Source organism: Prochlorococcus sp. G4PB16 (assembly GCF_059772465.1).
In genome coordinates, this window is the sequence record NZ_CM186289.1 from 257,828 (window position 1) to 273,740 (window position 15,913).

Genomic DNA, 15,913 nt, shown 5'->3' on the forward strand with positions numbered 1-15,913 from the left:
TTTTTTATAAATTAATAATGACTTTTGCAGACTTACGCCAGAAATTGAAAAGTGGTGAAGTCTCTTCCAAAGAGCTTGTTGAAGAAAAAATAAATCGAATAAAGAAATTAGATAAAACTTTGAATTCCTTTTTAACTGTTAATACTCAAGAGGCTTTAATCAAAGCTGAATATATCGATAAACAAATTGCTTCAGGAGATTCTATACCGCTTTTGTCGGGAATACCAATTGCTATTAAAGACAACCTTTGTACAAAAGGGATTAGGACAACTTGCGCTAGCAAGATTTTGGGTAACTTTGTACCACCGTACGAGTCCACAGTTACTCAAAAGCTTATGAACGCAGGAGCAATAATGATCGGTAAGACAAATATGGATGAATTTGCGATGGGTAGTTCTACTGAAACCTCAGCATTCGGTTCTACTTTAAATCCATGGAATATAACTAAAGTGCCTGGAGGTAGCTCAGGTGGTAGCGCAGCTTCTGTTGCTGCCTCTTTATGTTATGCAGCTCTTGGTTCTGATACTGGCGGGTCAATCCGACAACCCGCCTCATTTTGTGGTGTCGTGGGAATGAAACCTACCTATGGTCGTGTAAGTAGATGGGGGTTAATAGCTTTTGCTAGTTCTTTAGATCAGGTTGGTCCATTTGCTAATAATGTCTCTGATGCAGCTGAAATTTTGCAAGTAATATCAGGCAAAGATGAATTTGATTCAACTACTGTTGATATACCTGTTCCTAATTATTTAGAGAAGCTTTCTAAGTCAATTAAGGGCATGAAGATAGGTTTAATTGATAACTGTTTTGAGCATGAAGGTTTAGCCACTGATGTTAAAGAATCTGTTCTTAGTGCTGCGTCGGTAATTCAAAATTTAGGTGCAGAGATTATTAATGTTTCTTGTCCTCGCTTTAATGATGGAATTGCCACTTATTACGTTATTGCCCCATCAGAAGCTTCAGCGAATTTGGCTAGATATGACGGGGTCAAATATGGATTCCGCTCGGAAGATGAACAAACTCTTATCGAAATGACCTCTAAAAGTCGAGCACTTGGTTTTGGAAGTGAAGTTAAACGAAGAATTCTTATAGGTACCTATGCTCTATCCGCTGGCTATGTTGACGCTTACTACAAGAAAGCTCAGCAAGTTCGAACTCTGATACGAAGAGACTTTGATGATGCTTTCAAAAAAGTAGATGTTTTGCTTGCTCCCACAGCTCCAACTACTGCATTTGGTTCTGGAGATAATATTGATAATCCTATGGCGATGTACTTATCTGATTTATTAACCATACCAGCTAATTTAGCTGGATTACCTGCTATAAGCCTTCCATGTGGTTTTGATAAATCTGGTTTGCCAATAGGTTTGCAGCTTATAGGCAATGTTTTTGAAGAAGGTAAGCTTCTTCAAGTGGCTAGTCAATTCGAAAAAGCTGCTGAGGTTCATAAAAACAGGCCTAAAACAGATTTCACGTTATAAAGGTTAAACCACTTCATGTGGACAACATAATTATCGCTACACTATATGCAGCGTAGTTTAATGCGGTAATAATGACCTTTGTTCCTATTCATAACCATAGTGACTACAGTCTTCTTGATGGAGCTAGTCAACTACCTTTAATGGTTCAAAGGGCAAAGGAGCTGGGGATGCCAGCTCTAGCCCTCACTGATCATGGGGTAATGTATGGCGCGATTGAATTGTTGAAGTTATGTAAGGCTGCAAATATAAAGCCAATTATTGGGAATGAGATGTACGTTATCAATGGTTCAATTGATGACCCTCAGCCCAAAAAAGAGAAAAGATATCATTTAGTCGTTGTTGCGAAAAACCAAATTGGCTATGAAAATCTTGTAAAATTAACCACACTTAGTCATCTAAATGGAGTTAGAGGAAGAGGGATCTTTTCAAGACCGTGTATAGATAAGTCTTTATTCAAGAAATATAGTGAGGGATTAATTTGCTCAACAGCTTGCTTAGGAGGTGAAATCCCGCAAGCAATATTAAAAGGAAGAAACGATGTAGCCAGATCAGTAGCAGCTTGGTATAAAGAAATTTTGGGTGATGATTTTTATCTTGAAATTCAAGACCATGGATCAATTGAGGATAGAATTGTTAATAGTGAAATAGTTAAAATAGCTGAAGAACTTGATATCCAAATCATAGCTACCAATGATGCACATTATGTGTCAAAAAATGATATTGAAGCACATGATGCATTGATTTGTGTTTTGACTGGAAAATTAATTAGTGATCACAAAAGATTAAGATATACAGGTACTGAGTATATTAAATCTGAGGAGGAAATGAGAAGTTTATTTACTGATCATTTAGACAATAATGTCATAAATAGTGCAATTGAAAATACTGTTAAACTATCAAATAAGGTTGAGGAATATACCATATTAGGAACTTATAAGATGCCTAATTTTCCTATACCTAATGGATATAAGCCTATCGAATATCTTAAAGAGATAACTATCAATGGTTTGAAGGAAATATTAGATATTAATAAATTTGAAAATTTCCCAACTGTTTATAAAGAAAGACTTGATTATGAGTTAAAGGTAATAGAACAGATGGGATTTCCTACTTATTTTCTTGTGGTTTGGGATTATATAAGATTTGCAAGAGAAAAAAACATTCCTGTGGGTCCAGGTAGAGGTTCTGCAGCAGGCTCTTTAGTTGCTTTCTCTCTTCATATAACTAATATAGATCCTGTAGAAAATGGTTTATTATTTGAAAGATTTCTCAATCCTGAGAGAAAGTCAATGCCTGATATTGATACTGATTTTTGTATTGAAAGACGAGGAGAAGTTATTGATTATGTTACAAAAAAATATGGTGAAGATAAAGTTGCACAGATAATTACATTTAACAGAATGACATCTAAAGCTGTTTTGAAAGATGTTGCTCGTGTTCTTGATATTCCCTATGGAGATGCAGATCGTTTAGCGAAATTAATTCCTGTTGTAAGAGGTAAGCCTGCAAAATTGTCATCTATGATTTCAAAAGAATCGCCAAATAAAGATTTCTATGAAAAATACAATAATGATTCACGAGTAAAGAAATGGGTTGATATGGCAATGAGGATAGAAGGTACAAATAAGACTTTTGGTGTGCATGCCGCAGGTGTAGTTATTGCGGCTAATTCACTTGATAATTTGGTTCCCCTTCAACGAAACAATGATGGACAAATAATTACTCAATACTTTATGGAAGATATTGAATCACTGGGCCTTTTGAAAATGGACTTTTTAGGACTTAGAAATCTTACAATGATCGAAAAGACAATTAATTTAGTTGAGAAATCAATTGGTAAGAGGTTAGATCCTGATTCTTTGCCTTTCACAGATGAAAAAACATTTGAATTACTTTCTAGGGGTGATTTAGAAGGAATTTTTCAACTTGAATCTAGTGGAATGAGACAAATAGTAAAAGATCTAAAACCCTCATCTCTTGAGGATATTTCTTCAATTCTTGCCCTTTATCGTCCAGGTCCTCTTGATGCGGGATTAATTCCTAAATTTATAAATAGAAAACATGGTAAGGAGAGTATTGATTTTCAACATCAGTCACTTGAGCCTATTTTAAGTGAGACTTATGGAATCATGGTTTATCAAGAGCAGATTATGAAGATCGCTCAGGATTTAGCAGGATATTCGCTTGGTCAAGCAGATTTATTGAGAAGAGCAATGGGTAAGAAAAAAGTATCCGAAATGCAGCGTCATAGAACCCTCTTTGTTGATGGAGCGGTTAAAAATGGCGTTTCATCCATTGTTTCTGAACAGCTATTTGATCAAATGGTTTTGTTTGCTGAATATTGCTTTAACAAAAGTCATTCAACTGCTTATGGCGCGGTTACCTATCAGACTGCTTATTTAAAAGCACATTATCCTGTCGCTTATATGGCGGCATTGCTTACTGTTAATTCCGGTTCAACTGACAAGGTTCAGAGATACATCTCTAACTGTAATTCAATGGGCATTAACGTAATGCCTCCAAATATCAACACTTCTGGTGTTGATTTCACTCCAAAAGATAATTCTATTCTTTTTGGTTTTTCAGCAGTCAAAAATTTAGGTGATGGTGCAATTAGAAAAATTATTACCTCTAGAGATGAAGATGGTGAATTTACTTCTTTAGCACAATTCTGTGATCGAATTTCACTTAGTGCAGTCAATCGAAGAGGACTTGAGGCTTTGATACATAGTGGAGCGCTTGATTGTCTTGATGAAAATGCAAATCGCGCTCAGCTGATTGCTGATTTGGATATGACTATTGAATGGGCTTCTTCAAGAGCAAAAGATAGAGCTAGCGGCCAAGGTAATCTTTTCGATCTTTCTACTTCTACGAATACTTTATCATCACCGGCTGATGATTATTCTTCAGCTCCAAAGGCTAAACCAGTCAACGAGTACCTCCCTTCAGAAAAACTTAAATTTGAAAAAGAGCATGTTGGCTTCTATCTTTCGGATCATCCTTTAAAGCAACTTTCAGAACCAGCAAAATTGATTGCTCCTATCAGTATTGGTTCTTTAGAAGAGCAAAAGGATAAGTCAAAGGTCAGCGTTATTGCAATGATTCCAGAAATAAGAGAAGTCACAACTAGAAAAGGTGACAGGATGGCGATTATTCAACTAGAGGATTTAACTGGTTCTTGTGAGGCCGTTGTCTTTCCCAAAAGTTATGAAAGATTATCTGATCATTTGATGGTTGAAACGAGGTTATTGATATGGGGTAGCGTAGATAGAAGAGATGAAAGTGTTCAATTGCTTATTGATGATTGCCGTGAAATTGATGATTTAAGATTTCTTTTGATTGATCTTCGTCCTGATCAAGCTACAGATATCAATATTCAGCATAAATTAAGAGAATGCCTTTATAAAAATAGACCTGCCAGAAATGAATTAGGTGTAAGAATCCCTGTAGTAGCCTGTCTCAAGGATAATAATAATACTAGGTATGTACGGTTGGGCGATCAATTTTGCGTAAAGGATACTGACTTGGCTTTGGATTCACTGTCTAAGAATTCCTTTATTGCAAGATCAAGTCAAAGTCTTGTAATTTAAATTTTATTTTTAACTAGAAATATCTTTTTGACTTGTTTTGAATGCATCTTTCATTCTATTTATATTTGGCTTTATGTTTTCAAAACCAAGAAAACTTCCTGGATTAAAATCCCAACTCGCGGAGAGTATTCCATAACTTAATCCCAATAAGCCGACAAGGAAACACAGAGCAGAACTGACAAGAGTGAGTGATGGAGATATTTCAGCAATGCCTTTACTTATTAAAAAATAACTCCCAATAAATACCCCCATGCCACTGAGCGTTGGAATACCTGTAGTAAAAGCTATTCTTCTTGCCATCCTATTTGCAACATAGCTTGGAATTCCAGATTTCTGGCTAGTATTTTTGGAAGATTTCTTTGAAACTATTTTTGGAGCCGAGTTATTGCTTGAGAATCCTATATTTACTTCTTTAGGTTGCTCCTTTTTGTTTTTTTTTGCACCTTTCATTAGCTTCTAGCAATCTAGTACAAGTCATTATCCTCTAATAGCTAATTTTTCTATGAGCTCTGTATATCTTTTTTCACTTTTAGTTCGTACGTAACCTAAAAGTCTTTTGCGCTGTCCAATCATTTTGAGCAATCCTTGTCTCGAGGAGAAATCATGGATGTTTCCCTGAAGATGTGTGCTTAATTTTGAGATCCTTGTGGTAAGCATGGCCACTTGAACTTCTACTGAACCAGTATCAGTTGGATGTACTTGATGTGTGTTGATTAGGTTTTGTTTCTCTTCTGTGCCAAGTGACATTTGATTAACTTTTCTTTTTCTTCAATTCTAATTGAATCCCTAGCCTTCTATCAAGTACTCTTTTCACTCAATTTCATAAGAATCTCTTTGAGATGTTTATCCATTAGCTCTTCTTTTCCTTCTGCAGATAAGGAATTCAATAGTAGAGAATTTTCTTTTTCGTTTGTTGATATTATTTTAATTGCATCTTTTATTTCATTATCTACATAGCCAAGTGAATTTAGAAATAAATATATTTCATCTATATATTTAGAGAATTGATTAGTGTCTAATTCATTTTTATCATAATGAATTATTTCATTATTATCTATAAATCTTTGAAGTTTGTTTCTTAGCTCAACTATTAATCTATCTGCGATTCGTTTGCCTATACCTTTGGTTTTTGTTAATAAATTAGAATCTTTAGTTTCTATAGCATTAACTAGTTCATTCACCTCAAAGTCCTCAAGCAATGCAATACCAATTTGAGGACCTAATCCATTTACACCTATAATTTCTCGAAATAAATCTCTTTGATTAACCTCTTTGAAACCATATAAACTTGTGCCATCTTCCCTATTTATTTGGTGAATCCATAAATCAATCTTGTTTGATTCTTCTGCTTTAACTATTTGTGTTGGTAATAGTTGTATTTCATAACCCACCCCTTCAACATTTAGGACAACTCCTTTTTTGGAGGCTATTTCCCAAGTATGAATTATTTCACCTTTTAACCAGCTAATCATTATCTATTTTGATTAAATTTCTGAGAATATAAATTAAAATCAACCACCATCAATCTGACATCCAACCATTGAACCCCCTACTAAACCAGCAGGAATTGCCCACCAACGATCTTTTCCTCTAGATATTGCGGTAGCGAAGCCAGCACCTAAAATTCCACCAGCAATTTTCCCTTCAGAGCAATCATTGTTATCGAATTCATTGTTTTTGTTTATTGAACCATCACTTGGACAAGGAACCTCTACCGTTTCCTCCCATTTTTTGACATATCCAGGGTCATTTCTTGTCCCTGGAATATATTCTTCTCTATATTCGTTTCTCGTACAAGTTCTACTTGTTGAGTAACCTCGCTGATACTCATCTGCAAGAATGGATGATGATCCAGTGCAAATGAGAACTATTGAAAAAACGAAAGATTTACAATTCATATTTTGGCTTGTGACGTTTTGGATGCACTTATACTAATAATAGTGGAAATTAGTACGCAAAAACCACCTAGGTAAATTGAACTTGTTATTGTTTCCTGGAATATCAATACTCCCCATATACTTGCAAAGATAACTTGTGAATAATTTAGAGAAGCTGCTTGGCCAGCTGGCAGTAGTCTTAAACCCTCTGTTATGCAGAGTTGACCAATCTGTGTAAAAAAGCCAATACCTATTATCCAGAACCAATCTGTTCCTATTGGTAATACAAAATCATTAATAATAAAAGGAATAGATAAGGGAATAGAAACTAAAGGGAAGTAGTAAATAATAACTAGAGGGTGTTCTTTGGTGGATAGTTTTCTTACGCATATATATGCTAATGATGTCATCAATGCGCCCAATATTGCAATGAAAATTGCTAACAATGTTTCTTGAATATCACTTTTTGTTGTAAATTCTGGTTGACTAACTAAAAGAATTCCTAGCCATCCAATAATTATTGAATATACTATTCTCCTTAATATAAATTCCTTTAAAATTATGTAAGCACATATCACAGTAAAAGTTGGGTAAATATATTGTATTACTGTTGCTGTTGCTATGGGTAATATTGTTAATGCTTTGAAGATACAAAATAGTGCAAATGTTCCAAGTAAACCTCTTATAACTAATAATCTTTTTTGATATCCCCAGGGGTTGATTTTATTTTTATATAAGAAAAATCTTGTTATTATTATGCTTATTGTAGCCCTAGCAAAAACAAGTTCAGAAATAGGTATCCTTTCTCCAATCGCCTTAACGCAAACACTCATAAGGCTAAAGGCCAAACTGCTTCCTATTAAAAATTTGATCCCTTTTAAATTTTTCTCTAAATTAAATTCATTTGTAAGTTTTTTTTTTCTCAATTTCTAAATCTCTTAACTAAATATTTAAAGATCAATTAAAATTATCATATGGCTTCTGCTCGACTACATCCTAGGACAATTGAGTCTGTTAAAGAACGTGTAGATATTGTTGACGTGGTTGGTGAGCACGTCGTCCTAAAGAAAAAAGGTAAAGAATACGTTGGAATATGTCCTTTCCATGACGATAGTAAACCTTCAATGTCAGTAATTCCTGGCAAGCAATTTTATTATTGTTTTTCATGTGGGGCAGGTGGAAATGCCATTAAATTTTTAATGGAGTTTCAGAGGCAAAGTTTTAGTGAGGTTGTTCTTGAGTTGGCAAAAAAATATCAAGTACCAATTGATACTGTTGATGGGCCTCAACAAGAAAGACTAAAGCAACAGCTTTCACGTAGAGATACTCTTTATCGTGTTTTAAAAATCGCTACTGCTTGGTTTAGAAATCAATTAAATTCTCCATGTGGAGAAAATGCTCTTAGCTATCTTCGGAATAAGCGTGGTTTAAGTGAAGGTACTTTAATCAATTTTGAGATTGGATTTGCACCAGACAATTGGGATTCTTTACTCCAATATTTTGTAGAAGTAGAAAAAGTCAATGTTCAAGTTCTTGAATCTGCTGGATTAATTGTTCCTCGAAAGGGTGGTAATGGTTTCTATGACAGATTTCGTAATCGGATTATTGTCCCTATTCACGATAGGCAAAAAAGAATTATTGGTTTTGGAGGAAGAAGTCTTGATGGCTCAGAGCCTAAGTATTTAAATTCACCTGAGACTGAAATCTTTGAAAAGGGTAAGAATCTTTTTGGTTTAGATAAATCAGCCCTTTCAATTAGGAAAAAAGACTATGCAGTTGTAGTCGAAGGATATTTTGATGTGATGGCCCTTCATGATTCTGGAATTACAAATGTTGTCGCCTCTTTGGGAACAGCATTAAGTCGCAATCAAATAACCATTCTCTCTCGCTCTACCGATAGTAAAAAGATCCTTTTAAATTTTGACTCAGACAATGCTGGAATCCGTGCCGCTAATCGTGCTATTAGTGAAGTAGAAAACCTTGCTATTCAAGGTCAGCTAGATTTAAGAATTCTTCAGTTACCATCAGGAAAAGATCCAGATGAGTTCCTTAAGGATAATTCTCCATCCGAATATGAGGCATTGGCGGCTAAATCACCTCTCTGGATGGATTGGCAAATCGATCAAGCATTGAAGGATTTAGATTTAAGTAAATCTGATCAATTTCAAAAAGGCGTTAGTAATTTAGTAACTCTTCTTGGGAAATTACCTCAAACAGCAATAAGAACTCATTATCTTCAGAATGTTGCACAGCGTCTAAGTGGAGGTCAAGGTAGATTTGCTTTACAACTAGAGGAAGATTTACGTAATCAAATTAGCGGTCAAAGATGGCACGGTCGCTCTAAAAAATATGATAAACCTCAAGAAATAAGTCTTCGAGAAAGAAGTGAAGCGGATATACTTTTTACTTATATCCATTGTCCTAATTATAGATCTTATATTCGTTATCAGCTTCGCCTAAGGGATTTAGATAACTTTGCAATAAATCATCATCGTGCAATTTGGTCAACTATAAGTGACATTGAGGAAAGCAAGTTCGGGTCTGAGACTGTTGAGAAAATAAACCGTACAATAGATTCCAGTAATATTTTGGCTGATGTCGATTTAATTAAAAGCTTGTTAGATAACTTCCTAGTAAATGATAATGAACATCTACCTAAACTTACTCCCTTGCTTGAAGCTACTGAACTTCGTTTGGCAACATTAAGTGATCCCGAGTCTCTCATTCGCGGATCTTTAGCTGCTCTTGAAAAGCAAAAATCTTTAAAACGTTGCAGGCATTTGATTGAAGCTTGGAGTTCACAGAGATTACAAACTCTTGAAAACTGTATCGCCTCTCTTATTGTTCATGAAAATTCTAATCCTAGTAATTCATCTGATATGGAAAACCGAGTTATTAGTATGTTCGAAGAGTTAAACACTGACGCTATAAACTTTCAACAACTTTACTACTCTGAAAGAAAACATATATTAAATCTAGATCAACAACGATGTTATAAATAATCTTTTTTACTTATATTTAACAATGCAAAATATATCTTCTTTTAATTTCGATGAATGTTCTTTATCAAATGATCTTTGGGCAAATTTTATCAATAAAATTGGTTTTACGAAAGCCAAGTTAGCGGTACGTCAATCTCTTGATCTTCAAAGAATGCAAGGTTCTACGTCAACTCTACCTCTCCTTATTCTTGAAACATGTGGAACTGCTCTGGTGAATTCTCAAGCTGTTAAGAATTATATTGGTCTTTCATATTTGGAGCAAGGAATGGTTTTGATTTTTAGTAGTAAATTAAATGCTATTCAATTACTTAGAGATAGTTAATATTAAATAATTATTATAGACAATATTTTCTTAATTCATTCATTATTAATATTGGTTTATCCTCTAATATATATGCTTGTCTTTCTTTCTCTTCTTCTCCGGATATTCTTAAAGATCCAATCAAAGCATTGATCTTCGATGGGTTCATGGATAATTTTTTATCTATCTTTAATAAGTTTCCATTATTACATTCTTGTGCAACATGAACAGCTTCATGCCTTAAAGCTTTTTTTATATGTAGGGCTGTCCTTTCAAAAACATCTTTATTTTTCTTTCTTAGAAGCGTATAGCCCTCTCTCTTCTTTGCGTTACTTGTACAAATGATAATTTCCTTTTTTTTCTTATTAAAAAAACCTACATAGTTTTCGCTTGATAAACATAGTTTTGTATTTTCTGTCGTTTTATATCCTGCCCTTTCAATCATCTTTATTATTTCTACTTCGTTTCTATCTAAATATTGTATGAACTCCATTATTTTTTCTATTTTACTTTTATTATATTTTAATTTTAACATGAAAATTGTTTCGTTTCTAATATGTAGACTCAATGTGAAATATTATACTACTTCTATTTAGCATATATAGTTGGAATATCTTCTATATTTGTTGTCTTTATTTTAGATAGTTTTTTTCTTCGCGGCATCCATTCTTTCTCCATCATTGAGGATCCCCAATTTATTGTATCTATACCATTTTTTGAATTAATATTATCTATTACATTATCTAGTTTTTGTAGATATAATTCTTCTTGAATATTTTTTGCATCAAATAGTTGCTTTTGTTTGTATTTATTGCTTTGAAGTTTATGCAACATTACACCAGCTTTTATAAATTTTTTATAAGGTTTAAAAATTTCTTTTGTTAGTGATAGGCTTTTTTCAATCATGATTCTTGAGTTAGAGGTTGGAACGCTTATCTTTTCTGTTGCTTCACTTCTGAAAAAATCTTTTCTATGAGTATTTGTATTCGTAAAGACTGTAATAGCTGAACATAATTGATTGTATTTTCGCAACTTAGCACTTGCGATTAAAACATATTTAATGATTGCTTGGCTCAAATCTTCTAAGTTATCTATGGGATATGAAAAACTTCTGCTTACGCAGATTTCTTTTCGGTCTGATGAGTTATCTTTTATAGGGATACAGAGTTTTCCTTTTAATTCATTTTGAATGCGTAGACCAACTACACCATACTTTCCTTTGATTTGGTTGATTGACATATCTCTAAGTTCCCGTGCATTAGTTATCTCTTTATTTTTTAGCCATATCGACATTCTTTTGCCTATACCCCAAACTTTATCTACTTTGATTTGATTAAGATAATGGTCTTTATTTTGAATGATACCTATATCAAATATACCTGAATTAATTTCTATTTTTTTCGCTAGATGATTAGAAATCTTTGATAGAACTTTTGTCTCACCAATACCGATAGATATTGGTATTCCTATGTTTTGATAAACTAAAGCTCTTATATCTTTTCCCCATTGATATAAGCACTTTCCTTTCGGACGTTTTATAGTCCCAAATGCTTCATCTATAGAGTAGATTTCTAGCTCTTCACAATTTTTTCTTAGTAGCTGCATTAATCGATTACTTATATCACCGTAAAGCTCGTAATTTGAACTTCTCACTTTTATATTCAATTGATTCAGCTTATTCTTTAACTTGAAATATGGCTGTCCCATGGGAATTCCCATTTTTCTAGCCTCTGAACTGCGAGCTATTATGCATCCATCATTATTCGAAAGTACAACTAAGCCCTTTCCTTTTATGGAAGGATCGATCATTTGCTCACACGAGGCATAAAAATTGTTCCCATCAATTTGAACTATTACTTTGGACATGATTAGATTTTTTGTTTCTGTAATTCATGTATCGAATAAATCGCGACTCCCCATATTTGGATATCTATATATTCATATAAGCTTATTGCTGGATAATTTTCTTTGTCTGCTTTTAGATAATAATTATCTTGCTTTTTTATAAGTCTTTTCAAAGTGAATTCTCCATCCAAGAGAGCAACTACAATATGTCCAGGAGTTGCTTTGATACTGCGATCTATTATTAATAAATCATTATTATAAATTCCTGCGTTATTCATTGAATTACCGCTTACACGTAGAAAAAATGTACTTATTGGATTTTTGATTAAGTATTTATTTAGATCGATACCAAGCTCTATGTGATCTTCTGCAGGAGAAGGAAAACCCGCAGAAATAGTTTCTTTTACTAATGGAATTAATAGCGTCGAAGAGCCTTCCTTTGAGGAAGAACAAGAGCTGCTTGAATCCATAGGCCAAATCAATATAATCTATTATAGTACAAATAAACTACTTGCATGCATTCGAGTTTTTTATTCCTTGTGGTAAGGGCCTCCTTGAGTAATGTTTTTTGCTCGGTAGAGTTGTTCTATTAGTAAAAGGCGAGCTAATTCATGAGGAAAAGTTAAAGGCGAAAGACTTAATTGCCAAGAGGCAGAATTGTTAAGGGAATGGGGAAGACCTAAAGCACCTCCAATAACAAAAGTAATATTATGATTATTGGAATTTAGAAGTTTTGTTGCTAGTTGCTTTGATGTGAAATATTGCCCATTTTCGTTAAGAGTTACGAGAATTTCATTTTTGGTGATAATTTCATTAATCATATGTACTTCTTTTATTTGTGTGCTGTCTTTAATTTCTTTAATTTCTAAACCAGGTAATCTTTTTATATACATTTCTATACCTTCTTGAATCCACTTTTTTTTTATTTTTCCAATTGCAATGATTTTATAATGTGAAATGTTTAGCATAAAAATATTTCTTTAATCGATATCATCTTCAAGGAGAAATTGTTGAAATTGTGTATAAAGGCTTGGTGAGTCTTCTATCGTAATATCTTTAGGATTTTTATTAGTATTTGGATTGGCATTAGAAGAAATCTTCTGGTTATTTGATTCTAGTTTTTTAAGTCTTTCTAATAAATGAGGGGGTACGTATCCATCTGGACTGATTTCCATCAACTCTCGAAAAAGTTGTTCAGGGTTGGTTTCGATTTCAACTGGATGTAAGTTTTGTTTTTTTTCTTCTTTTTGATTTCTTAATTCATCTGATTGAGGTTTTGAAATCTCTTTAGGAAGTTTTCGTCCTAACTCTTTTAATCGTTCAATGCTATGGCTATCAAAAGTCATTTTAGAAAAATGTATATTGATGGAAGATCTTCTTTTGAGTATATTTTAAATAATTTAGTTTTATTTGAGTGAAATATGTGATCGTTTCTAATGTGGTTTGGAGATTGTGCGTATGGGTGATAACACTTTGAATGATTTTAGGCATATTCCTAGAAAACGCTTTGGCCAACATTGGTTGAAAGATAAGGGCGTCTTAGATCAAATAGTTAAGGCTGCCGAATTGAATCCTGAAGATTGCGTATTAGAAGTTGGTCCAGGTAAAGGAGCTTTAACTGAAAAATTAATTGAATCTCAAGCAAGATTCATCCAATCAATTGAGCTAGATAGAGATTTAGTCGTTGGTCTGAAAAAACGTTTTGGGCATCAAAATAAATTTAGTTTGAGAGAAGGAGATATCCTCTCTGTCCCATTGGAGACTGAAAATGGATTCACTATCAACAAAGTTGTAGCTAATATTCCTTACAACATCACAGGTCCGTTGTTAAAAAGATTGATTGGTGAATTAAGAAAAGCGCCTGAAAATATTTTTGAAACTTTAGTTTTACTTATGCAAAAGGAAGTTGCACAAAGACTTGTAGCTAGACCTGGAACTAGTAACTTTAGTGCGTTAAGTGTACGGGTTCAGCTCTTGGCAGAATGTCAGGTCATATGTGATGTCCCTTCTAAATGTTTTCAACCAGTACCTAAGGTGGATTCCAAAGTAGTAATGATTAAGCCCTTTGTATCTTGTGAGCCAGATTTTTATGAGATAGGGAATTTATTAGAGAAACTTTTAAAACATGCTTTTGCTGGTAGAAGAAAGAAATTACGAAACACGATTGGAAGTTTTGTTACTTCCAACGATAAAATAAAGGAATTTTTCGCCTACAGAGGTATTAGTCTTGAACAAAGACCACAGGAAATTTCACCTTCCAATTGGTTCGCCTTGGCAAAAGCTTTAAAAGAAACTTGTGTTACTGAAAATGGTACCTTCCAAAGCAAATGAAGATTTTCTTATCGCAGAAGCATATGCAAAAATTAATCTACATTTAGAGGTTTTAGGTAATAGGACCGATGGGTTTCATGAATTAGCAATGGTCATGCAAAGTATTAATTTAAGTGATAAATTGAAAATTATAAACAGTCCAGAAAATAACATTACTCTTACATCTAATAATAAAGAGATTAGTAATGGTGATGACAATCTAATAATTAAAGCTGCAAAACTGTTGAGAAATAAAGCAGGAAATACTAATTTAGGTGTAGATATCGAACTTGATAAAAATATACCTATTGGAGCAGGATTGGCAGGAGGGTCTACAGACGCAGCTGCCACATTGGTTGGATTAAATAAACTCTGGAAGTTAAATCTCAAGACTGAGGAATTAGAGAGCTTATCAAAAGAGATAGGATCAGATATACCTTTTTGCATATCAGGAGGTAGACAGATATGTTTTGGTAGAGGCGAAGTTTTAGAAAAATTAAAATATGACAGGCTTGATTTGGGTATTATTTTGGTTAAAGACCCGTCAATACAAGTTTCGACACCAGTTGCATATAAAACATATAAAGAACAGTATGGCGATAGCTATCTTGAAGATGATAGGGATTTTGAAAAAAAGAGAAACATTATCAGATCTAATGACTGGTCTGATCAATGGTTTTTTCATGATTGTAAAGAGATACAAAATGATTTACAAAAAAGCGTTCGCCCTATGATTCCAGAGGTCGAGAAGTCATTGAATATATTGTCTCGTTTACCTGATTCTCGTCTTGTCTCAATGAGTGGTTCTGGTCCAAGTTGTTTTGCCTTGTTTCAAAATTATGCCAAAGCAAATAAAGTTCTAAATGAACATGTTAATGCATTTGCTAAGGCTGGTTTATCAGCTTGGGCATGTTCAATGATGTCTAGTGGAGTTGAATTAAGAAATGAATTCACCTAGTAATGGATTTAAAAATGAATCTGATGAATTAGCTAATCCATCATTAAGTCCTTTAGATAACTCTATTTCAGAACCAAAGAAAGGCCCCTTGAGCTTTTTTTCAGGTTCGATCACGAGTTTATCTTTTAGCCTATTAAGCCTTTTTATAAGTAAAAAAATAGTTTTATATTTTTCTATTCATACGCCTAATTATTCATCACCAATTGCTCAGAGTATAGCTTCGGGTTTTAAAACACTAATTATTGGAATTAGCTTTCTTGCAACTTTTACTTTTGGTTTTATTGGACTAGGTTTGTTTTTAGTATTTATTCGCAGTTTGATAGAAGGCAATAAGGAAGAAAAAGACTAAGATTTAACTATTAAATTGTCATATTTAGGTCTTCCTATGACTCTTCATGATTTAGGACTACTGGTTTTATTACTCTCTCCTGGGATGTTGCTTTCCATATTGCTGTTATCGACTTTTGCGGCGGGTGGGTAATTAGGCACTGTTTGAGATAGTTTGGAATAACAAACCGGTAATCCGGACGATCTGTTAAAGCTGTGAAAGGG

17 protein-coding genes are annotated in these 15,913 nt (G+C 33.6%); 7 read left to right on the forward strand and 10 right to left on the reverse strand.

Annotation, left to right across the window (positions count from 1 at the left end; genetic code table 11):
* Positions 1–17: 17 nt before the first annotated feature.
* Positions 18–1,478 carry an Asp-tRNA(Asn)/Glu-tRNA(Gln) amidotransferase subunit GatA gene (gatA, locus tag AC6EIZ_RS01385; RefSeq protein WP_498511743.1) on the forward strand — a complete coding sequence of 487 codons (1,461 nt, stop codon included), beginning with the start codon at positions 18–20 and terminating at the stop codon, positions 1,476–1,478.
* A 71-nt stretch (positions 1,479–1,549) separates the two neighbouring features.
* Positions 1,550–5,068, forward strand: coding sequence for a DNA polymerase III subunit alpha (locus AC6EIZ_RS01390; protein WP_498511745.1), 3,519 nt, complete (start codon positions 1,550–1,552; stop codon positions 5,066–5,068).
* A 9-nt stretch (positions 5,069–5,077) separates the two neighbouring features.
* Here AC6EIZ_RS01390 and AC6EIZ_RS01395 read toward each other — a convergent pair whose 3' ends face one another.
* Genes AC6EIZ_RS01395 through AC6EIZ_RS01415 form a run of 5 tightly spaced genes read right to left on the reverse strand, consistent with a single transcriptional unit; the run spans position 5,078 to position 7,871 of the window.
* A complete protein-coding gene (locus AC6EIZ_RS01395; RefSeq protein ID WP_498511747.1) occupies positions 5,078–5,518 on the reverse strand; it encodes a photosystem II biosynthesis protein in 441 nt (146 codons plus the stop codon).
* Between the two features lie 27 nt (positions 5,519–5,545).
* Entirely contained in the window at positions 5,546–5,815 is a 270-nt protein-coding gene (gene rpsO, locus AC6EIZ_RS01400) for a 30S ribosomal protein S15 (RefSeq protein ID WP_498511748.1), read from the reverse strand.
* Between the two features lie 50 nt (positions 5,816–5,865).
* On the reverse strand, positions 5,866–6,540 hold the full coding sequence (gene ruvA, locus AC6EIZ_RS01405) for a Holliday junction branch migration protein RuvA (RefSeq protein WP_498511750.1): 675 nt from the start codon (positions 6,538–6,540) through the stop codon (positions 5,866–5,868).
* Positions 6,541–6,579: 39 nt separating this feature from the next.
* A complete protein-coding gene (locus AC6EIZ_RS01410; RefSeq protein ID WP_498511752.1) occupies positions 6,580–6,966 on the reverse strand; it encodes a cAMP phosphodiesterase in 387 nt (128 codons plus the stop codon).
* Complete coding sequence (locus AC6EIZ_RS01415) at positions 6,963–7,871, reverse strand: DMT family transporter (protein ID WP_498511754.1); 909 nt, start codon at positions 7,869–7,871, stop codon at positions 6,963–6,965. Before AC6EIZ_RS01415 ends, AC6EIZ_RS01410 begins: the two co-directional genes overlap by 4 nt.
* Before the next feature lie 48 nt (positions 7,872–7,919).
* On the opposite strand from AC6EIZ_RS01415, the gene dnaG reads away from it, so the two are divergent.
* Together dnaG and AC6EIZ_RS01425 are read left to right on the forward strand one after the other, a co-directional pair.
* A complete protein-coding gene (gene dnaG / locus AC6EIZ_RS01420) occupies positions 7,920–9,947 on the forward strand; it encodes a DNA primase (protein WP_498511756.1) in 2,028 nt (675 codons plus the stop codon).
* A 22-nt stretch (positions 9,948–9,969) separates the two neighbouring features.
* A complete protein-coding gene (locus tag AC6EIZ_RS01425; protein WP_498511758.1) occupies positions 9,970–10,269 on the forward strand; it encodes a hypothetical protein in 300 nt (99 codons plus the stop codon).
* A gap of 13 nt (positions 10,270–10,282) precedes the next feature.
* On the opposite strand, the gene AC6EIZ_RS01430 is transcribed toward AC6EIZ_RS01425, so the two are convergent.
* Genes AC6EIZ_RS01430 through AC6EIZ_RS01450 form a run of 5 tightly spaced genes read right to left on the reverse strand, consistent with a single transcriptional unit; the run spans position 10,283 to position 13,439 of the window.
* A complete protein-coding gene (locus AC6EIZ_RS01430) occupies positions 10,283–10,783 on the reverse strand; it encodes a DUF8637 domain-containing protein (protein WP_498511760.1) in 501 nt (166 codons plus the stop codon).
* A 53-nt stretch (positions 10,784–10,836) separates the two neighbouring features.
* Positions 10,837–12,114, reverse strand: a complete 1,278-nt coding sequence (locus AC6EIZ_RS01435) for a Y-family DNA polymerase (RefSeq protein ID WP_498511762.1) — start codon at positions 12,112–12,114, stop codon at positions 10,837–10,839.
* Positions 12,115–12,116: 2 nt separating this feature from the next.
* Positions 12,117–12,563 (reverse strand): LexA family protein, encoded by a 447-nt coding sequence (locus AC6EIZ_RS01440; protein WP_498511764.1) that lies wholly within the window; start codon positions 12,561–12,563, stop codon positions 12,117–12,119.
* A 60-nt stretch (positions 12,564–12,623) separates the two neighbouring features.
* Positions 12,624–13,061, reverse strand: a complete 438-nt coding sequence (locus AC6EIZ_RS01445; protein ID WP_498511766.1) for a 23S rRNA (pseudouridine(1915)-N(3))-methyltransferase RlmH — start codon at positions 13,059–13,061, stop codon at positions 12,624–12,626.
* 12 nt (positions 13,062–13,073) lie between these two features.
* Positions 13,074–13,439: a hypothetical protein gene (locus tag AC6EIZ_RS01450; protein WP_498511767.1), complete on the reverse strand. Its 366-nt coding sequence runs from the start codon at positions 13,437–13,439 to the stop codon at positions 13,074–13,076.
* 112 nt (positions 13,440–13,551) lie between these two features.
* On the opposite strand from AC6EIZ_RS01450, the gene rsmA reads away from it, so the two are divergent.
* The 3 genes from rsmA to AC6EIZ_RS01465 are packed head-to-tail and all read left to right on the forward strand — an operon-like array spanning position 13,552 to position 15,710.
* On the forward strand, positions 13,552–14,424 hold the full coding sequence (gene rsmA, locus AC6EIZ_RS01455) for a 16S rRNA (adenine(1518)-N(6)/adenine(1519)-N(6))-dimethyltransferase RsmA (protein ID WP_498511769.1): 873 nt from the start codon (positions 13,552–13,554) through the stop codon (positions 14,422–14,424).
* Positions 14,402–15,361, forward strand: coding sequence for a 4-(cytidine 5'-diphospho)-2-C-methyl-D-erythritol kinase (gene ispE / locus AC6EIZ_RS01460; RefSeq protein ID WP_498511771.1), 960 nt, complete (start codon positions 14,402–14,404; stop codon positions 15,359–15,361). Before rsmA ends, ispE begins: the two co-directional genes overlap by 23 nt.
* On the forward strand, positions 15,348–15,710 hold the full coding sequence (locus AC6EIZ_RS01465) for a DUF3082 domain-containing protein (protein WP_498511773.1): 363 nt from the start codon (positions 15,348–15,350) through the stop codon (positions 15,708–15,710). The genes ispE and AC6EIZ_RS01465 overlap by 14 nt, the downstream gene beginning before the upstream one ends.
* Positions 15,711–15,913: the final 203 nt, after the last annotated feature.